Origin of the sequence: Vibrio pomeroyi (assembly GCA_041879425.1) — a bacterium.
GTDB lineage: Bacteria > Pseudomonadota > Gammaproteobacteria > Enterobacterales > Vibrionaceae > Vibrio > Vibrio pomeroyi_A.
In genome coordinates this window covers 3248650-3264834 of sequence record CP090854.1, presented here as the reverse complement: position 1 = coordinate 3264834, position 16185 = coordinate 3248650, and the positions used below count along the sequence as shown (strand labels likewise).

Genomic DNA, 16185 nt, shown 5'->3' with positions numbered 1-16185 from the left:
AGTAAAAATGGCTATTGTTAAATGTAAGCCGACTTCCCCTGGTCGTCGTCACGTCGTTAAAGTTGTTAACGCTGACCTGCACAAGGGTAAGCCATACGCACCACTTCTAGAGAAAAACTCTAAGAACGGTGGTCGTAACAACAACGGTCGTATTACAGTACGTCACATCGGTGGTGGTCACAAGCACCATTACCGTCTGATTGACTTCAAACGTACTAAAGATGGCATCCCAGCGAAAGTTGAGCGTCTAGAATACGATCCAAACCGTAGTGCTAACATCGCTCTAGTTCTGTACGCAGACGGTGAGCGTCGTTACATCATTGCACCTAAAGGTGTTAACGCAGGTGACCAGATTCAATCTGGTGTAGATGCGCCAATCAAAGCAGGTAACACTCTGCCGATGCGCAACATCCCAGTAGGTTCTACTGTACACTGTGTTGAACTTAAGCCTGGTAAAGGTGCTCAACTAGCTCGTTCGGCTGGTGCTTATGCTCAAATCATCGCTCGCGATGGTGCATACGTAACTATCCGTCTACGTTCTGGTGAGATGCGCAAAGTACTTTCTGAAGGTCGTGCAACGATCGGTGAAGTTGGTAACTCTGAGCATATGCTACGTGAACTTGGTAAAGCTGGTGCTTCACGCTGGCGCGGCGTACGTCCAACCGTACGTGGTGTAGTAATGAACCCGGTGGATCACCCACATGGTGGTGGTGAAGGCCGCACATCTGGTGGTCGTCACCCAGTTTCTCCTTGGGGCGTTCCTACTAAGGGCTTCAAGACTCGTAAGAACAAGCGCACTGACAAGTACATCGTACGTCGTCGCACTAAATAATTTATAAAGAGGAATCGCCATGCCACGTTCTCTCAAGAAAGGTCCTTTTATTGACCTACACTTGCTGAAGAAGGTAGAGAAAGCGGTGGAAAGCGGAGACAAAAAGCCTATTAAGACTTGGTCCCGTCGCTCAATGATCATCCCAACAATGATTGGTTTGACCATCGCTGTCCATAATGGTCGTCAGCACGTTCCAGTTTTCGTTACCGAAGAAATGATCGGTCACAAACTGGGCGAATTTGCACCAACTCGTACTTATCGCGGTCATGCTGCAGATAAGAAAGCTAAGAAGAAATAAGGAGTAGATGATGGAAGCTTTAGCTAAACATAACTTTGCTCGTATTTCTCCACAGAAAGCTCGCTTAGTTGCAGACCAAATTCGCGGTAAGTCGGTAGACCAAGCTCTAGAAATTCTAACTTTCAGCAACAAAAAAGCTGCTGTATTGGTTAAGAAGGTTCTTGAGTCAGCTATCGCTAACGCGGAACATAACGAAGGTGCAGATATCGACGATCTAAATGTCGCTAAAATCTTCGTAGATGAGGGCCCTATCATGAAGCGTATTATGCCTCGTGCTAAAGGTCGTGCGGATCGTATCTTGAAGCGTTCAAGCCACATCACTATTGTTGTAGCAGATCGCTAAAGACTAGGAGAGTAAGCAATGGGTCAGAAAGTACATCCTAATGGTATTCGTCTTGGCATCGTTAAGCCTTGGAATGCTACATGGTTTGCTAATACCAACGAATTCGCTGACAACCTAGACGGCGACTTCAAGGTACGTCAGTTCCTTACCAAGGAACTACAAAAAGCATCATTATCTCGTATCGTTATCGAGCGTCCAGCTAAGAGCATCCGTGTGACTATTCACACTGCTCGTCCTGGCGTTGTTATCGGTAAGAAAGGTGAAGACGTAGAGAAGCTACGCGCAGCTGTAGCTAAAATCGCAGGTGTACCAGCGCAAATTAACATCGCTGAAGTACGTAAGCCTGAGCTAGATGGTCAGCTTGTAGCTGATAGCATCGCGTCTCAACTAGAGCGTCGTGTTATGTTCCGTCGTGCAATGAAGCGTGCGGTACAAAATGCTATGCGTCTAGGCGCTAAAGGCATCAAAGTACAAGTAGGCGGCCGTCTTGGCGGTGCTGAAATCGCACGTTCTGAGTGGTACCGTGAAGGCCGTGTGCCTCTACACACTCTACGTGCAGACATTGATTACGCAACTTCTTCGGCTCACACTCAATACGGTGTGATCGGCATTAAAGTTTGGATCTTCAAAGGTGAGATTCTAGGCGGTATGCCAGCTGCTAACGCAGTAGAGCCTAAAGGCGATAAGCCTAAGAAGCAGCGTAAAGGCCGTAAGTAAGGAGTCGAACGATGCTACAACCAAAACGTACTAAGTTCCGCAAGGTTATGACTGGTCGTAACCGTGGTCTAGCTAAAGGTACTGAAGTAAGCTTCGGCGAATTCGGTCTTAAAGCTGTTGGCCGTGGTCGTCTGACTGCACGTCAAATCGAAGCGGCACGTCGTGCTATGACACGTCACATTAAGCGTCAAGGTCAAATCTGGATTCGTGTATTCCCAGACAAGCCAATTACTGAAAAGCCTCTTGAAGTTCGTCAAGGTAAAGGTAAAGGTTCAGTTGCGTACTGGGTTGCTCAAATCCAACCAGGCAAAGTTATGTACGAGATGAATGGCGTACCTGAAGAGTTGGCACGTGAAGCGTTCCGCCTAGCGGCACGTAAACTGCCTGTTAAAACTACTTTTGTAACTAAGCAGGTGATGTGATGAAAGCACAAGATCTACGCGAAAAGAACGTTGAAGAGCTTAACGCTGAGCTATTGAGTTTGCTACGTGAACAGTTCAACTTGCGCATGCAAGCTGCAACTGGTCAACTTCAGCAAACTCATACTCTAAAAGCTGTACGCCGTGACATCGCACGTGTGAAAACTGTTTTGACTGAAAAGGCAGGCGCATAATGAGCGAAACTAACCGCATCCAGCAAGGCCGTGTAGTAAGCGACAAGATGGACAAGTCTATCGTTGTTGCTATTGAACGCACTGTAAAACACCCAATTTACGGTAAGTTCATCAAACGCACGACTAAAGTACACGCACACGACGAAGACAACACTTGTGGCCTAGGCGACAAAGTTGAAATCGCTGAGTGTCGTCCTCTGTCTAAGACTAAGTCTTGGACATTGGTTAAAGTTCTAGAAAAAGCGAAGATTTAATCTTTGTAATTCTATAACTTATAAGCGGCTCCAAATTATTTTTTGGAGCCGCTTGTTTTTTGTCTACCCAATTTAAAAAAAGGGTGGTACAATTCGCGTCCCTTTTAAAGAGGCAGCCCGACCCGAGAGGGTCTAGTTTTAATATTTAGCGGAGCACTAACAATGATCCAGATGCAAAGTACACTTGACGCAGCAGATAACTCTGGCGCGCGCAAGGTAATGTGTATTAAGGTTCTGGGTGGCTCTCACCGCCGTTATGCACATATCGGTGACGTCATCAAGGTTACAGTGAAGGAAGCGATTCCTCGCGGTAAAGTAAAGAAAGGTGATGTTCTGAAGGCGGTAGTAGTGCGCACCCGTAAAGGCGTTCGTCGCCCAGACGGTTCTGTCATTCGCTTCGACAGTAATGCTTGTGTATTGTTAAACGACACTACTGAGCAACCAGTCGGCACACGTATCTTTGGTCCTGTGACTCGTGAACTTCGTAACGCGAAATTCATGAAGATTGTATCACTAGCACCTGAAGTTCTGTAAGGAGCGGCAACATGGCAGCTAAAATCCGTCGTAATGACGAAGTAATCATTCTTGCTGGTAAAGATAAAGGCAAGAAAGGTAAAGTAACTAAGGTTCTGACAACTGGTAAAGTTATCGTTGAAGGCATCAACCTTGTTAAGAAACACCAAAAGCCGGTTCCGGCTCTAGGTCAACAAGGTGGCATCGTTGAACAAGAAGCAGCTATTGACGCTTCTAACGTTGCAGTTTTTAACGCGGCTACTGGTAAAGCAGACCGTATCGGTTTCCGTATCGAAGATGGCAAGAAAGTTCGTTTCTTCAAATCTAACGGCGAAACTGTTTCTAACTAATTAGAAGTAATTTGGAGTTCTACTATGGCGAAACTGCATGATTACTACAAGTCGTCTGTAGTCGCTGAGCTTACCAAAGAGTTCAGCTACACAAGCGTCATGCAAGTCCCTAGGATTGAGAAAATCACCCTAAACATGGGCGTTGGTGAAGCAATCAACGATAAGAAACTGCTAGAAAACGCAGCAGCTGATATGGCAACGATCTCTGGTCAAAAGCCACTTATCACTAAAGCGCGTAAATCTGTAGCTGGTTTCAAAATTCGTGAAGGCTACCCAATTGGTTGTAAAGTAACCTTGCGTGGTGAGCGCATGTGGGAATTTTTAGAGCGTTTAATCTCTATCGCACTTCCACGTGTACGTGATTTCCGTGGTGTTAGCGCTAAGTCTTTTGACGGTCGCGGTAACTACAGCATGGGCGTTCGCGAGCAAATCATCTTTCCGGAAATCGACTACGATAAAGTCGATCGTGTCCGCGGTCTTGATATCACTATCACGACTTCTGCGGGTTCCGATGAGGAAGGCCGAGCTCTGCTGGCTGCCTTTAACTTCCCATTCCGTAAGTAAGGGTAGGGTTACTGTTATGGCTAAACAATCAATGAAAGCACGTGAAGCTAAACGTGCAAAACTAGTAGCTAAGTTCGCTGAAAAGCGTTCTGCGCTAAAAGTTATCATTAGCGATGTAAACGCATCTGAAGAAGATCGTTGGAATGCGGTTCTTAAACTGCAATCTCTTCCACGTGATTCAAGTGCATCACGTCAGCGCAACCGTTGCAACCAAACTGGTCGTCCACACGGTTACCTACGTAAATTCGGTCTAAGCCGCATTAAGGTTCGTGAAGCTTGCATGAAAGGCGAGATTCCGGGTCTTCGTAAGGCTAGCTGGTAATTGCCACTTAATCATTTGGAGTAAATCTTATGAGCATGCAAGATCCGATTTCGGATATGCTGACCCGCGTTCGTAACGGTCAGGCAGCAAACAAAGTTGCTGTAAAAATGCCTTCTTCAAAGCTTAAAGTTGCAATTGCTGCATTACTTAAAGCTGAAGGTTACATCGTAGACTTCGCTGTAAACAGCGAAGCAAAACCTGAGCTAGAAGTTACTCTTAAGTACTTCCAAGCTAAACCTGTAATCGAGCAAATCAAGCGCGTATCACGTCCTGGTCTAAGAGTTTATAAAAATAAAGACTCTTTACCTACAGTGATGGGTGGTCTTGGTATTGCAGTTGTTTCTACTTCCAAGGGTCTGATGTCTGACCGTGCTGCTCGTAAAGCAGGTCTTGGCGGTGAAATCATCTGTTACGTAGCTTAATAAGGAGTAGATTATGTCTCGTGTTGCTAAAGCACCTGTCGCTATTCCAGCTGGCGTAGAGGTGAAACTAAACGGCCAAGAAGTTACTGTAAAAGGTAGCAAAGGTGAGCTTACTCGCGTTCTTAACAGCGCCGTAGTTATTGCACAGGAAGAAACCAAGCTAACTTTCGGTCCGAAAGAAGGCGTTACTAACGCATGGGCACAAGCTGGTACAGCTCGCGCTCTAGTTAATAACATGGTTGTGGGTGTTACTGAGGGCTTCACTAAGAAGCTAACTCTTAAGGGTGTTGGTTACCGTGCTGCTATGAAAGGCAACTCTGTAGCTCTAACTCTTGGCTTTTCTCACCCAGTAGAGCACGCTCTACCTGAAGGTATTAAAGCTGAGTGCCCTAGCCAAACTGAGATCATCATTACTGGTTGCGATAAGCAAGTAGTAGGTCAAGTTGCGGCTGACATTCGTTCTTACCGTGCTCCTGAGCCTTACAAAGGCAAAGGTGTTCGTTACGCAGATGAAAATGTGCGTACTAAAGAAGCTAAGAAGAAGTAAGGTATCACTATGGATAAGAAAGCATCTCGCATCCGTCGTGCTACACGTGCACGTCGTAAGATTGCAGAACTTGGTGCAACTCGCCTGGTAGTACACCGTACTCCTCGCCATGTTTACGCACAAGTTATCGCGGCAAACGGCTCTGAGGTTATCGCAGCTGCTTCTACTGTAGAAAAAGCGATCCGTGAGCAAGTTAAGAACACTGGTAACGTTGATGCAGCTAAAGCAGTTGGTAAAGCTGTTGCTGAGCGCGCTCTTGAAAAAGGCGTAGCTTCAGTTGCATTTGATCGTTCTGGTTTCCAATACCACGGTCGAGTAGCGGCGCTAGCAGAATCTGCTCGCGAAGCTGGTCTGAAATTCTAAGGTAGGGTTGGAAGATGGCTAAAGAACAACAACAAGCTAATGATTTGCAAGAAAAGCTGATCGCTGTTAACCGTGTATCTAAGACGGTTAAAGGTGGTCGAATCATGAGCTTTACTGCACTAACAGTAGTTGGTGACGGTAACGGTCGCGTAGGTTTCGGTTACGGCAAAGCTCGTGAAGTACCTGCTGCGATTCAAAAAGCAATGGAAAAAGCGCGCCGTAACATGGTTACAGTATCGCTAAACGAAGGCACTCTTCACCACCCGGTGAAAGGTCGTCATTCGGGCTCTAAAGTTTACATGCAGCCAGCTGCAGAAGGTACAGGTGTTATTGCCGGTGGTGCAATGCGTGCTGTACTTGAAGTTGCGGGCGTACATAACGTACTTTCTAAAGCATACGGTTCAACGAACCCGATCAACATCGTTCGTGCAACGATTGGTGCTCTAGTAGACGTTAAGTCACCAGAAATGGTTGCTGCTAAACGTGGTCTAACTGTTGAATCTATTTCGGAGTAAGCACACGATGGCAACTATTAAAGTAACTCAAACTAAAAGCTCAATTGGTCGCCTACCTAAGCACAAAGCGTGTCTTAAAGGTCTAGGTCTTCGTCGCATCAACCATACAGTAGAACTTGAAGATACTCCGTGCGTACGCGGTATGATCAACAAGGTTTACTACATGGTTAAGATTGAGGAGTAATCAGAATGCGTTTGAATACTCTATCACCGGCTGCTGGCTCTAAACCTTCTAAGAAGCGTGTAGGTCGTGGTATCGGTTCTGGCCTTGGTAAAACAGGTGGCCGCGGTCACAAAGGTCAAAAGTCACGTTCTGGCGGCTCTGTTCGTCCAGGTTTTGAAGGCGGTCAAATGCCTCTAAAACAACGTCTACCTAAATTCGGTTTCACTTCTCGTAAGAGCCTAGTGTCTGCTGAAGTTCGTCTAGCTGAGCTAGCGAAAGTAACAGGTGACGTAGTTGATCTTAACAGCCTTAAAGCTGCTAACGTTATCACTAAGAACATCGAATTCGTTAAGATCGTTCTTTCTGGTGACCTAAGCAAAGCTGTGACTGTTAAAGGTCTACGCGTGACTAAAGGCGCTAAAGCTGCAATCGAAGCTGCAGGCGGTAAAATCGAGGAATAATCTCGAGGAACGAGGTACAGATGGCTAAGAAACCAGGACAAGATTTTCGTAGTGCTCAGAGCGGCTTAAGTGAACTAAAGTCGCGCTTATTATTCGTAATTGGTGCACTTTTAGTATTCCGAGCCGGCTCTTTTGTGCCGATCCCTGGTATTGACGCAGCTGTACTTGCCGATTTGTTCGATCAGCAAAAAGGTACCATCGTTGAAATGTTTAACATGTTCTCCGGTGGTGCTCTTGAGCGTGCATCTATATTAGCATTGGGTATCATGCCGTACATTTCGGCATCGATCGTAGTCCAATTGTTAACTGTAGTTCATCCAGCGTTAGCGGAACTCAAGAAAGAGGGTGAAGCAGGCCGTCGTAAGATAAGCCAATATACACGCTACGGCACGCTTGTACTTGCAACATTCCAAGCTATTGGTATCGCAACAGGCTTACCAAACATGGTCGACAATCTGGTTGTTATCAACCAAACCATGTTTACGCTTATTGCTACCGTGAGTTTAGTAACTGGTACCATGTTCTTAATGTGGTTAGGTGAACAAATCACTGAGCGAGGAATCGGTAATGGTATTTCCATTCTGATTTTTGCAGGTATTGTTGCTGGATTGCCTTCTGCAATCGGTCAAACAATCGAGCAAGCGCGTCAAGGTGAATTGCATGTGCTTCTTCTGCTGTTGATTGCTGTATTGTCTTTTGCTGTTATCTACTTCGTAGTTTTCATGGAACGTGGTCAACGTCGTATCGTCGTTAACTATGCGAAACGTCAACAAGGTCGTAAGGTTTTTGCAGCACAAAGCTCTCACTTGCCTCTTAAGATTAATATGGCAGGTGTTATTCCAGCGATTTTCGCATCAAGTATTATTTTGTTCCCAGGAACATTAGCACAGTGGTTTGGTCAAAATGGTGAAAGCAGCGCGTTCGGTTGGTTAACTGACGTGTCATTAGCTCTTAGCCCAGGTCAGCCTTTGTATGTAATGCTTTATGCAGCAGCTATAATCTTCTTCTGTTTCTTCTATACAGCGTTGGTGTTTAACCCACGTGAAACAGCTGATAACTTGAAGAAGTCTGGTGCATTCGTACCCGGTATCCGCCCAGGTGAGCAGACAGCGAAATATATCGATAAAGTGATGACTAGACTAACCCTTGCGGGTGCTCTATACATTACTTTTATATGTCTGATTCCTGAGTTCATGATGGTCGCGTGGAACGTTCGTTTCTACTTCGGCGGCACATCACTACTAATCGTAGTGGTAGTTATCATGGATTTCATGGCACAGGTACAGACTCATCTGATGTCACAACAGTATGATTCTGTGTTAAAGAAAGCGAATCTGAAGGGTTACGGCCGTTAATTCGGTGGTAGCAATTTCGATTCCATTTACGGAGTTTAGCAATGAAAGTTCGTGCTTCCGTTAAAAAAATCTGCCGTAACTGTAAAGTTATCAAGCGTAACGGTGTCGTTCGCGTGATTTGCAGTGAGCCAAAGCATAAGCAACGCCAAGGCTAATTAGCAGAAATTTTTACTTGAAATACAAGGTAGAGTCGAGTATATTCCTCGGCCTACCTTTTGCGTGCAAAAGAAGTAGTATGCCGCAGCGTATCCATAACGGGCTTTGCTGCGGATAATTCTTTTATGAACCCCTTAGGAGTGAATAATGGCCCGTATAGCCGGCATTAACATTCCTGATCATAAGCATTCTGTAATTGCACTTACTGCAATCTACGGTATCGGTAAAACTCGCTCTCAAGCTATTCTAGCTGAAGTGGGTATTGCTGAAGATGCTAAGATCAGTGAACTAACTGAAGAGCAGATCGATCAACTGCGTGATGGTGTAGCTAAGTACACTGTAGAAGGTGATCTACGTCGTGAAGTATCGATGAACATCAAGCGTCTTATGGACCTTGGCTGTTACCGCGGTCTTCGTCATCGTCGCAGTCTACCACTACGTGGACAGCGTACTAAAACCAACGCTCGCACCCGTAAGGGTCCGCGCAAGCCGATCAAGAAATAGTCGGATAAGGTAGAGTACAATGGCAAAACAACCAACTCGCGCGCGTAAGCGCGTACGCAAGCAAGTAGCTGATGGCGTAGCGCACATTCATGCTTCTTTCAACAACACAATCGTAACTATCACTGACCGTCAAGGCAACGCTCTTGCATGGGCTACAGCAGGTGGTTCAGGTTTCCGTGGTTCTCGTAAATCTACTCCGTTCGCAGCACAAGTTGCAGCTGAGCGTTGTGGTGAAATGGCTAAAGAATATGGCCTAAAGAACTTGGAAGTTATGGTTAAGGGTCCAGGTCCAGGTCGTGAATCTACTGTTCGCGCACTGAACGCTGCTGGTTTCCGTATCACTAACATTGTTGATGCGACACCAATCCCTCATAACGGTTGTCGTCCACCTAAGAAACGTCGCGTTTAAGTTTCGTTTCTAGGAATATTGGAGAAAGATCATGGCAAGATATTTGGGTCCTAAGCTGAAGCTTAGCCGTCGCGAAGGTACTGACTTATTCCTTAAGTCTGGTGTCCGTGCGATCGATACCAAGTGTAAAATTGATAACGCACCAGGTGTACACGGCGCTCGTCGCGGTCGTCTATCTGAGTATGGCGTTCAGCTTCGTGAGAAGCAAAAAGTTCGTCGTATCTACGGCGTTCTAGAAAAACAATTCCGCAACTACTACAAAGAAGCTGCACGTCTTAAAGGCAACACGGGTGCAAACCTGCTTCAGCTTCTTGAAGGTCGTCTTGATAACGTAGTTTACCGTATGGGCTTTGGCGCTACTCGTGCTGAATCTCGTCAACTAGTTAGCCACAAGTCTATCCTAGTTAACGGTAAAGTTGTAAACGTTCCTTCTTTCAAAGTAGCGGCAAACGACGTTGTTTCTATCCGCGAGAAAGCTAAACAGCAATCTCGTATTAAAGCGGCTCTAGAAGTCGCTGAACAACGTGAAAAGCCAACTTGGATTGAAGTAGATGCTGGCAAAATGGAAGGTACATTCAAGCGTATGCCTGAGCGTTCTGACCTATCAGCTGACATCAATGAACACTTGATCGTCGAACTTTACTCTAAGTAAGGTTAAAAAAAGAGAGGACACAATGCAGGGTTCTGTAACAGAATTTCTTAAGCCGCGTCTTGTTGACATTGAACAGATCAATACGACACACGCGAAAGTAACTCTTGAGCCATTAGAGCGCGGTTTCGGCCACACTCTAGGTAATGCTCTTCGCCGCATTCTTCTATCTTCTATGCCGGGTTGTGCCGTAACAGAAGTTGAAATTGAAGGTGTGCTACACGAATACAGCACTAAAGAAGGCGTTCAGGAAGATATCCTGGAAATCCTTCTAAACCTTAAAGGTTTAGCTGTACGCGTTGCTGAAGGCAAAGATGAAGTGTTTATTACACTGAACAAATCAGGCTCAGGCCCTGTTGTTGCAGGTGACATCACCCACGATGGTGATGTAGAGATCGCTAACCCTGAGCACGTAATTTGTCACCTAACGGATGACAACGCTGAGATCGCTATGCGTATCAAAGTAGAACGTGGTCGTGGTTACGTTCCAGCTTCAGCTCGTATCCATACTGAAGAAGATGAGCGTCCAATCGGTCGTCTACTAGTTGACGCTACTTACAGCCCGGTTGATAAAATCGCTTACGCTGTAGAAGCGGCACGTGTAGAACAACGTACTGACTTAGACAAGCTTGTTATCGATATGGAAACGAACGGTACTCTAGAACCTGAGGAAGCAATCCGTCGTGCAGCTACTATTCTAGCTGAACAACTGGATGCGTTCGTAGATCTTCGTGATGTACGTGTACCTGAGGAGAAGGAAGAGAAGCCAGAATTCGATCCTATCCTACTACGTCCTGTAGACGATCTTGAACTAACAGTTCGCTCTGCTAACTGTTTGAAAGCAGAAGCGATTCACTACATCGGTGATCTTGTACAGCGCACTGAGGTTGAGCTACTTAAAACGCCAAACCTTGGTAAGAAATCTCTTACAGAGATTAAAGATGTGCTTGCTTCACGTGGTCTTTCTCTAGGCATGCGTCTAGAAAACTGGCCACCAGCGTCAATCGCTGAAGATTAATCGAAAAGTTAGAAGGATTAGGTCATGCGCCATCGTAAAAGTGGTCGTCAACTCAACCGCAACAGCAGTCATCGCAAAGCGATGTTCAGCAACATGGCTAGCTCTCTTGTTCGTCACGAAGTTATCAAAACTACCGTGCCAAAAGCAAAAGAACTACGTCGCGTAATTGAGCCATTGATTACCCTAGCTAAGACAGACAGTGTTGCTAACCGTCGTCTTGCATTTGCTCGCACTCGTGATAACGAAGTTGTAGCAAAACTATTTAATGAACTAGGCCCGCGTTTTGCGGCTCGCCAAGGTGGTTACACTCGCATTCTTAAATGTGGTTTCCGTACTGGTGATAAAGCTCCAATGGCTTACATTGAGCTTGTAGACCGCCCAGCTGCTGAAGAAGCTGCTGAGTAATCTATACTAGATTCTTAATACAAAAAGCCGAGCATTAGCTCGGCTTTTTTGTATCTATCGAATCTGATAACACGATGAAAATTGCACCACGATGTTTGGCACTTTTACTTGCCCTTTCTAGCATGATTCTCAAAAATATCTCGTATCTCGTATCTCGTATCTCGTATCTCGTATCTCGTATCTCGTATCTCGTATCTCGTATCTCGTATCTCGTATCTCGTATCTCGTATCTCGTATCTCGTATCTCCTCTACACTTTTCTTTCGCACACAAAAAAGAGCACCGAAGTGCCCTTATCAAATTCTTAAGCTAGCTATTAATAACTAACGGTTATTGCCATATAGCTGCAAGAGAATCCATTAGGCCACTCGTTGCACCTTGTGACTGCAATGCCTGAAGAATGATTGGTGCAAATGTCGTAACCATTGATGGGTCCATACCTAATCCAGAAAATGCACTTTCAACAGCACCTTGTGAACTCAGTAGCGATGATAGACCAGTAGACTCAAGGCTCGACATACCAGGAATCAGCGTAGCGAGTTCTTTGTTGTCGGTAGAACCAAGTGAGTTTTGTGCAAGCGCTAACATTGAACCAATGCCGCCAATAGCTTGATCGCTAGTGACAGACGCTTGGTCGGCAACAGTATCAGCAAGAGGTGTTGTTTCATTTTGTTGAGACCACATATTCACCGCTGCCATTAGTGCAGTTTGTGATAGTTGGGAATAGTTGGTATCTGATGATGAACTGGTTTGTTCAGAGTCGCTAGTGCTAGCGCAAGAGACAACAGCAAGGCTGCTTAAAACTGTGATGAGTACTTTCTTCATTATTCGTCCTTAAGTAATAAAGTAATTTACTCTTTCACTATAAACGAAAAACGGCGATGTAGTCACATCGCCGTTGCATTATTTTAATTTTATTTGCCTATAGTATTTTGTTTTACTAAAGGTTTTTATAAAAATTAAAGAATAGCTAGAAGTTCAACTTCAAATACTAGAGCAGCAAATGGTGGGATTGCAGCACCTGCGCCACGCTCACCGTATGCTAGATCTTGTGGGATGTATAGCTTCCACTTAGAACCAACTGGCATCATTTGTAGAGCTTGTACCCAACCTTGAATTACGCCAGTTACTGGGAATTCAGCTGGTTGACCGCGAGATACAGAGCTGTCGAAAACAGTACCGTCAGTTAGTTCGCCGTGGTAGTGAACACGTACTTGCTTGTCTGCAGTTGGAATTTCGCCAGTACCTTCAGTTAGTACTTCGTACTGAAGACCAGACTCAAGAACTGTTACTTCTGAACGAAGAGCGTTGTCAGCTAGGAAAGCTTCGCCGTCAGCAGCAGCAGCTTTAGCTAGTTCTTGACGTGCAGCTTCACCACGAGTGTGTAGCTCTTGTAGTGCGTTGTTGATTTCGTCAACTTCGATAGCTGGCATGTCACCAACTAGAGCTGTTGCGATACCAGCAGCGATTGCGTCAACGTTTAGGCCTTCAAGACCAGAACCAGCAAGTTGTTGGCCCATTTGTAGACCGATACCGTAGCTAGCTTTTTGCTCTACAGTTTCAAATTTTACTTCAGACATGAAAAGTCACTCTTTTTGTCAGTACGAAAAGGGTAAGAATACCAGTATTAGCAGCGTGAAGAAACGGCTAGTCCCTGATCACTTGTGCTTTACCGCGTCCAAATCACAGGGATGTCAATTTTCTCCCTTTGAGCCTTGTTGTGACGGAAAGATCTATACTGTTGGTACTTTGGTTTTTATACTGTAGTTATTCAATGTATAGGACGCAGTGGCATGAATCGTCGTCAAAAGAAAAAACAGAAAGTTGACCACTTAGCAGAATTCAAGGATCGACTGAATCAGGTCAAAGAGAAATTGAGTTCGATCGATGTAAAGAAAATGAAAGCCTCGACGGTACAAACTTGGGGTTCATTACCGAAATTACACCAAAGACTGTTGATGGTGATTTCGCCGATCGTACTAATATTACTTTTTGTGCCGCTACCAGAACCAAAAGTAGATGCTACCCCAACCACATCGCGCGTTGCGCTTGAGATCAACACGGTTGGGTTGAGCGAACAACAAAATGCCAATAGCAACTCATCAGAGCCGAGTAACAATAACTGGCAAGAGTACCTTGTTAAGCAAGGAGATACTCTGGCGCAAGTTTTTCGAAACAATGATTTGCCGCTGTCTGATTTGAACGCGTTGGTACGTATTGAAGGCTCAGACAAACCACTTAGTCAGATCCGTAAAGGCCAGCTCGTTCGATTTAAGCTGGCAGAGACCGGGCAACTTGATATCTTGCAGCTAGAGAAAGGCAACACATCGGTGATGTTCTTCCGCTTGTCTGATGGTGGCTTTGGCCGTAGTAAATAAGTGCTTTGCTTGAGTAATGAACTCAACAGCAAGAACGTGATAGAAAAGAGCTAAGCATTAGCTCTTTTTTTTGGTCGCTTGAAAGGGGCGAGTGGCAAGATGATCAGCATGATACCGATAAAGGTTAATGTATCTGGGATCTCATCGAACCAAATGGCGCCAATTAGCGCGACAAACACCAAACCTGAATATTCTGCCAAGGCGATTTGGCTTGAGTGTGCTTTCTGATAGGCGGCAACCGCAAGCCCGTTATAGCTCAAGATGAGTGTTGCGCTGAGTGCTATGTATCCTAAGTGTTCGATAGATACCGGTTGCCAATACAGGAAGCATAATATCAATGAAGCCGGAATTGAGAACAACGTTGTCCACCACAGCGTTGTGACCACCGATTGCTCACTAGGGAGCTTTCGTACCAATACATTGAACAAGGCGAGAGTAAGCGCAGTGCCTAAAGCAAAAAGTGCGGCCCAATGAAATTGTGATGGCCTTAAGACAATCAGCGCACCGATGAAACCTATGGTAGTAGCGATCACCTTCCCAAGTGCAGGCTGCTCTTTGAGTAGAAACATAGAAAGAGGTAACATCAATAGAGGCGCTACGTAAAACACAGCGTTGGCGGTTGCCAACGTTAAATGAGTGATCGCAACAACCATACACCCACTGCCAATTAATATTAGCTGGCCTCGTATGAAGGTGACTTTGGCTTGCTGTAAGCGTCGTTGTTCCTTTTTCTGCTGCCACCATAGTGGAGTTATTATCAGCAGAGATATCAACTGTCGGAAAAAAATATATTGAAGAGGCGGTACTTCGCCATTCAATAGTTTTACGGCTACATCCGAAAGCGAGGCAAACAGGTTACCTGCGATCAGTAATAGGATACCGACAGTGATATTCGACATTACTTCTCTAATCTCATATCGACGTGCGGAATATCATCTTCCAGGTACATCTCAGAGATCGTCTTGAATCCATGATTCTCATAGAAGCTTTCTAGGTGCTCTTGCGCACCAATATCGATGGTCGTGCCAGGCCAAAGAGACTCACAGTGTGTTAATGCTTCTTTCAATAATTGGTGGCCTAAGCCATTGCCTCTTGCTGATTGCTTAGTTGCCACTCGGCCGATGCTGGTGTTGTCATAACTCGTGCCCGGCGGTAACAAGCGAGCACACGCCACTAGCTCCTCATCTGCGTAACCAAGAAGGTGATGAACACCAGCGAATGTGTCTTTACCGTCAAGCTCTGGATAAGGGCAGGTTTGCTCTACCACAAATACATCTACTCGCAATTTAAGTAGTTGATAAAGCTGATGTGTTGAAAGTTCAGAGAAAGGAATTGAGTGCCAAGTGATCATGTTTATATCCAGAGGTTATCGATGCTCTGAATGTACTATGCGCGATGATTGTTGGCATTAACTATTGTTAATTCGACCTTTAATTCTGCTCAAGCTTATTGCTGTTATTCCTAAGTAGGCGGCAATTTGATTATCGTTGAGGCGCTGTTCAAGGTCTGGATAGTGTTCGCAAAAAAGCTGATAACGTTGTTCAGGGGTATAGAGCAGCATGAAACGTTCTTTGTTTTCCTTATGCATCAATTGTGTTTCTAACAGCTTTAAATACAAAGGGTTATTCGATGCACGCCACTCGATTACCGCATTCATTGGCAGCTCTAACATTGTGATGGGTGTTAGTGTTTCAAGCAGATACGGGGAAGCTTGGTTTTTTATCAGACTCTCAAAGCCGATGATCCAATCTTGTTCCCAGTAGAACTCTTTGCTGTATTGCTTACCGTCATCAGTGAGGTAGCAAGCATGGCACAAACCTTCCAGTACGAAGTAGATTGAGCCTGCCATCTCACCTTGGTTAATAAGGATGTGTCTGGTCGGTAGCTCAAGTGGCTTGGCGACAGCGACTAGAGATTCAATCTGACTTTCAGAGAAGTCGAAGCTTTGTAGTTGTTCGATAAAAGAGGTGTGCATGAAAATAACCTAACCCAAATAAGTGCCGAAATCATCGCACTTATTTGAGTGTAGGTACAG

Annotated in this window: 30 protein-coding genes; 25 read left to right on the top strand and 5 right to left on the bottom strand. The window is 45.3% G+C overall.

Going from position 1 to position 16185, the window contains the following annotated elements; translation table 11 throughout:
• Positions 1-7: 7 nt before the first annotated feature.
• The 24 genes from rplB (at position 8) to rplQ (ending at position 11773) form a co-directional block, all read left to right on the top strand.
• On the top strand, positions 8-832 hold the full coding sequence (gene rplB / locus L0992_14465) for a 50S ribosomal protein L2 (protein ID XGB66880.1): 825 nt from the start codon (positions 8-10) through the stop codon (positions 830-832).
• Between the two features lie 19 nt (positions 833-851).
• Positions 852-1130: a 30S ribosomal protein S19 gene (rpsS, locus tag L0992_14460; protein ID XGB66879.1), complete on the top strand. Its 279-nt coding sequence runs from the start codon at positions 852-854 to the stop codon at positions 1128-1130.
• Positions 1131-1140: 10 nt separating this feature from the next.
• Entirely contained in the window at positions 1141-1473 is a 333-nt protein-coding gene (gene rplV, locus L0992_14455; GenBank protein ID XGB66878.1) for a 50S ribosomal protein L22, read from the top strand.
• Between the two features lie 18 nt (positions 1474-1491).
• Complete coding sequence (gene rpsC, locus L0992_14450; protein XGB66877.1) at positions 1492-2190, top strand: 30S ribosomal protein S3; 699 nt, start codon at positions 1492-1494, stop codon at positions 2188-2190.
• Between the two features lie 11 nt (positions 2191-2201).
• A complete protein-coding gene (gene rplP / locus L0992_14445) occupies positions 2202-2612 on the top strand; it encodes a 50S ribosomal protein L16 (protein XGB66876.1) in 411 nt (136 codons plus the stop codon).
• Entirely contained in the window at positions 2612-2803 is a 192-nt protein-coding gene (rpmC, locus tag L0992_14440) for a 50S ribosomal protein L29 (GenBank protein XGB66875.1), read from the top strand. The genes rplP and rpmC overlap by 1 nt, the downstream gene beginning before the upstream one ends.
• Positions 2803-3057 (top strand): 30S ribosomal protein S17, encoded by a 255-nt coding sequence (gene rpsQ, locus L0992_14435; GenBank protein XGB66874.1) that lies wholly within the window; start codon positions 2803-2805, stop codon positions 3055-3057. The genes rpmC and rpsQ overlap by 1 nt, the downstream gene beginning before the upstream one ends.
• Positions 3058-3219: 162 nt before the next feature.
• Entirely contained in the window at positions 3220-3591 is a 372-nt protein-coding gene (gene rplN / locus L0992_14430) for a 50S ribosomal protein L14 (GenBank protein ID XGB66873.1), read from the top strand.
• Between the two features lie 11 nt (positions 3592-3602).
• The gene (gene rplX / locus L0992_14425; protein XGB66872.1) at positions 3603-3920 is read left to right on the top strand and encodes a 50S ribosomal protein L24; all 318 of its coding nucleotides are present in this window, start codon (positions 3603-3605) and stop codon (positions 3918-3920) included.
• Between the two features lie 24 nt (positions 3921-3944).
• A complete protein-coding gene (gene rplE, locus L0992_14420; protein XGB66871.1) occupies positions 3945-4484 on the top strand; it encodes a 50S ribosomal protein L5 in 540 nt (179 codons plus the stop codon).
• A 16-nt stretch (positions 4485-4500) separates the two neighbouring features.
• A complete protein-coding gene (gene rpsN / locus L0992_14415; GenBank protein ID XGB66870.1) occupies positions 4501-4806 on the top strand; it encodes a 30S ribosomal protein S14 in 306 nt (101 codons plus the stop codon).
• A gap of 29 nt (positions 4807-4835) precedes the next feature.
• Complete coding sequence (gene rpsH, locus L0992_14410; protein XGB66869.1) at positions 4836-5228, top strand: 30S ribosomal protein S8; 393 nt, start codon at positions 4836-4838, stop codon at positions 5226-5228.
• Between the two features lie 13 nt (positions 5229-5241).
• Complete coding sequence (gene rplF / locus L0992_14405) at positions 5242-5775, top strand: 50S ribosomal protein L6 (GenBank protein ID XGB66868.1); 534 nt, start codon at positions 5242-5244, stop codon at positions 5773-5775.
• A 9-nt stretch (positions 5776-5784) separates the two neighbouring features.
• Complete coding sequence (gene rplR / locus L0992_14400; GenBank protein XGB66867.1) at positions 5785-6138, top strand: 50S ribosomal protein L18; 354 nt, start codon at positions 5785-5787, stop codon at positions 6136-6138.
• Between the two features lie 14 nt (positions 6139-6152).
• Positions 6153-6653, top strand: a complete 501-nt coding sequence (rpsE, locus tag L0992_14395; protein ID XGB66866.1) for a 30S ribosomal protein S5 — start codon at positions 6153-6155, stop codon at positions 6651-6653.
• 7 nt (positions 6654-6660) lie between these two features.
• On the top strand, positions 6661-6837 hold the full coding sequence (rpmD, locus tag L0992_14390; GenBank protein XGB66865.1) for a 50S ribosomal protein L30: 177 nt from the start codon (positions 6661-6663) through the stop codon (positions 6835-6837).
• A 5-nt stretch (positions 6838-6842) separates the two neighbouring features.
• Positions 6843-7277 carry a 50S ribosomal protein L15 gene (rplO, locus tag L0992_14385; protein XGB66864.1) on the top strand — a complete coding sequence of 145 codons (435 nt, stop codon included), beginning with the start codon at positions 6843-6845 and terminating at the stop codon, positions 7275-7277.
• A 20-nt stretch (positions 7278-7297) separates the two neighbouring features.
• Complete coding sequence (gene secY / locus L0992_14380) at positions 7298-8632, top strand: preprotein translocase subunit SecY (GenBank protein XGB66863.1); 1335 nt, start codon at positions 7298-7300, stop codon at positions 8630-8632.
• 41 nt (positions 8633-8673) lie between these two features.
• Positions 8674-8787, top strand: a complete 114-nt coding sequence (gene rpmJ / locus L0992_14375; GenBank protein ID XGB66862.1) for a 50S ribosomal protein L36 — start codon at positions 8674-8676, stop codon at positions 8785-8787.
• A gap of 148 nt (positions 8788-8935) precedes the next feature.
• The gene (gene rpsM, locus L0992_14370) at positions 8936-9292 is read left to right on the top strand and encodes a 30S ribosomal protein S13 (GenBank protein XGB66861.1); all 357 of its coding nucleotides are present in this window, start codon (positions 8936-8938) and stop codon (positions 9290-9292) included.
• A 19-nt stretch (positions 9293-9311) separates the two neighbouring features.
• Positions 9312-9701, top strand: coding sequence for a 30S ribosomal protein S11 (rpsK, locus tag L0992_14365; GenBank protein ID XGB66860.1), 390 nt, complete (start codon positions 9312-9314; stop codon positions 9699-9701).
• Between the two features lie 31 nt (positions 9702-9732).
• Positions 9733-10353 carry a 30S ribosomal protein S4 gene (gene rpsD / locus L0992_14360; GenBank protein XGB66859.1) on the top strand — a complete coding sequence of 207 codons (621 nt, stop codon included), beginning with the start codon at positions 9733-9735 and terminating at the stop codon, positions 10351-10353.
• A gap of 22 nt (positions 10354-10375) precedes the next feature.
• Entirely contained in the window at positions 10376-11368 is a 993-nt protein-coding gene (gene rpoA, locus L0992_14355) for a DNA-directed RNA polymerase subunit alpha (protein ID XGB66858.1), read from the top strand.
• A 24-nt stretch (positions 11369-11392) separates the two neighbouring features.
• On the top strand, positions 11393-11773 hold the full coding sequence (gene rplQ / locus L0992_14350) for a 50S ribosomal protein L17 (protein XGB66857.1): 381 nt from the start codon (positions 11393-11395) through the stop codon (positions 11771-11773).
• Between the two features lie 329 nt (positions 11774-12102).
• Here rplQ and L0992_14345 read toward each other — a convergent pair whose 3' ends face one another.
• Together L0992_14345 and L0992_14340 are read right to left on the bottom strand one after the other, a co-directional pair.
• Positions 12103-12597 (bottom strand): DUF2780 domain-containing protein, encoded by a 495-nt coding sequence (locus L0992_14345; GenBank protein XGB66856.1) that lies wholly within the window; start codon positions 12595-12597, stop codon positions 12103-12105.
• 134 nt (positions 12598-12731) lie between these two features.
• Positions 12732-13352 (bottom strand): FKBP-type peptidyl-prolyl cis-trans isomerase, encoded by a 621-nt coding sequence (locus tag L0992_14340; protein ID XGB66855.1) that lies wholly within the window; start codon positions 13350-13352, stop codon positions 12732-12734.
• Between the two features lie 213 nt (positions 13353-13565).
• On the opposite strand from L0992_14340, the gene L0992_14335 reads away from it, so the two are divergent.
• A complete protein-coding gene (locus L0992_14335) occupies positions 13566-14150 on the top strand; it encodes a lysine transporter LysM (protein ID XGB66854.1) in 585 nt (194 codons plus the stop codon).
• Positions 14151-14200: 50 nt separating this feature from the next.
• Here L0992_14335 and L0992_14330 read toward each other — a convergent pair whose 3' ends face one another.
• Genes L0992_14330 through L0992_14320 form a run of 3 tightly spaced genes read right to left on the bottom strand, consistent with a single transcriptional unit; the run spans position 14201 to position 16125 of the window.
• Positions 14201-15049 (bottom strand): DMT family transporter, encoded by an 849-nt coding sequence (locus L0992_14330; GenBank protein ID XGB66853.1) that lies wholly within the window; start codon positions 15047-15049, stop codon positions 14201-14203.
• Positions 15049-15501, bottom strand: a complete 453-nt coding sequence (locus L0992_14325) for a GNAT family N-acetyltransferase (GenBank protein ID XGB66852.1) — start codon at positions 15499-15501, stop codon at positions 15049-15051. The genes L0992_14330 and L0992_14325 overlap by 1 nt, the downstream gene beginning before the upstream one ends.
• A 57-nt stretch (positions 15502-15558) precedes the next feature.
• Positions 15559-16125, bottom strand: coding sequence for a Crp/Fnr family transcriptional regulator (locus tag L0992_14320; protein ID XGB66851.1), 567 nt, complete (start codon positions 16123-16125; stop codon positions 15559-15561).
• Between the last annotated feature and the right edge of the window lie 60 nt (positions 16126-16185).

Coding starts and splice junctions, on each gene's coding strand:
- L0992_14325 (XGB66852.1), bottom strand. CDS start 15,501: ATGATCACTTGGCACTCAATTCCTTTCTCTGAACTTTCAACACATCAG.
- rpsM (XGB66861.1), top strand. CDS start 8,936: ATGGCCCGTATAGCCGGCATTAACATTCCTGATCATAAGCATTCTGTA.
- rplP (XGB66876.1), top strand. CDS start 2,202: ATGCTACAACCAAAACGTACTAAGTTCCGCAAGGTTATGACTGGTCGT.
- L0992_14320 (XGB66851.1), bottom strand. CDS start 16,125: ATGCACACCTCTTTTATCGAACAACTACAAAGCTTCGACTTCTCTGAA.
- rpsN (XGB66870.1), top strand. CDS start 4,501: ATGGCTAAACAATCAATGAAAGCACGTGAAGCTAAACGTGCAAAACTA.
- L0992_14335 (XGB66854.1), top strand. CDS start 13,566: ATGAATCGTCGTCAAAAGAAAAAACAGAAAGTTGACCACTTAGCAGAA.
- rplF (XGB66868.1), top strand. CDS start 5,242: ATGTCTCGTGTTGCTAAAGCACCTGTCGCTATTCCAGCTGGCGTAGAG.
- rplR (XGB66867.1), top strand. CDS start 5,785: ATGGATAAGAAAGCATCTCGCATCCGTCGTGCTACACGTGCACGTCGT.
- rpmD (XGB66865.1), top strand. CDS start 6,661: ATGGCAACTATTAAAGTAACTCAAACTAAAAGCTCAATTGGTCGCCTA.
- rpsD (XGB66859.1), top strand. CDS start 9,733: ATGGCAAGATATTTGGGTCCTAAGCTGAAGCTTAGCCGTCGCGAAGGT.
- rplV (XGB66878.1), top strand. CDS start 1,141: ATGGAAGCTTTAGCTAAACATAACTTTGCTCGTATTTCTCCACAGAAA.
- rplB (XGB66880.1), top strand. CDS start 8: ATGGCTATTGTTAAATGTAAGCCGACTTCCCCTGGTCGTCGTCACGTC.
- rpsC (XGB66877.1), top strand. CDS start 1,492: ATGGGTCAGAAAGTACATCCTAATGGTATTCGTCTTGGCATCGTTAAG.
- rplE (XGB66871.1), top strand. CDS start 3,945: ATGGCGAAACTGCATGATTACTACAAGTCGTCTGTAGTCGCTGAGCTT.
- L0992_14330 (XGB66853.1), bottom strand. CDS start 15,049: ATGTCGAATATCACTGTCGGTATCCTATTACTGATCGCAGGTAACCTG.
- rpsS (XGB66879.1), top strand. CDS start 852: ATGCCACGTTCTCTCAAGAAAGGTCCTTTTATTGACCTACACTTGCTG.
- L0992_14340 (XGB66855.1), bottom strand. CDS start 13,352: ATGTCTGAAGTAAAATTTGAAACTGTAGAGCAAAAAGCTAGCTACGGT.
- rplQ (XGB66857.1), top strand. CDS start 11,393: ATGCGCCATCGTAAAAGTGGTCGTCAACTCAACCGCAACAGCAGTCAT.
- rpmJ (XGB66862.1), top strand. CDS start 8,674: ATGAAAGTTCGTGCTTCCGTTAAAAAAATCTGCCGTAACTGTAAAGTT.
- rplO (XGB66864.1), top strand. CDS start 6,843: ATGCGTTTGAATACTCTATCACCGGCTGCTGGCTCTAAACCTTCTAAG.
- rpsK (XGB66860.1), top strand. CDS start 9,312: ATGGCAAAACAACCAACTCGCGCGCGTAAGCGCGTACGCAAGCAAGTA.
- rpmC (XGB66875.1), top strand. CDS start 2,612: ATGAAAGCACAAGATCTACGCGAAAAGAACGTTGAAGAGCTTAACGCT.
- rpsE (XGB66866.1), top strand. CDS start 6,153: ATGGCTAAAGAACAACAACAAGCTAATGATTTGCAAGAAAAGCTGATC.
- rpoA (XGB66858.1), top strand. CDS start 10,376: ATGCAGGGTTCTGTAACAGAATTTCTTAAGCCGCGTCTTGTTGACATT.
- secY (XGB66863.1), top strand. CDS start 7,298: ATGGCTAAGAAACCAGGACAAGATTTTCGTAGTGCTCAGAGCGGCTTA.
- rpsQ (XGB66874.1), top strand. CDS start 2,803: ATGAGCGAAACTAACCGCATCCAGCAAGGCCGTGTAGTAAGCGACAAG.
- rpsH (XGB66869.1), top strand. CDS start 4,836: ATGAGCATGCAAGATCCGATTTCGGATATGCTGACCCGCGTTCGTAAC.
- rplX (XGB66872.1), top strand. CDS start 3,603: ATGGCAGCTAAAATCCGTCGTAATGACGAAGTAATCATTCTTGCTGGT.
- rplN (XGB66873.1), top strand. CDS start 3,220: ATGATCCAGATGCAAAGTACACTTGACGCAGCAGATAACTCTGGCGCG.
- L0992_14345 (XGB66856.1), bottom strand. CDS start 12,597: ATGAAGAAAGTACTCATCACAGTTTTAAGCAGCCTTGCTGTTGTCTCT.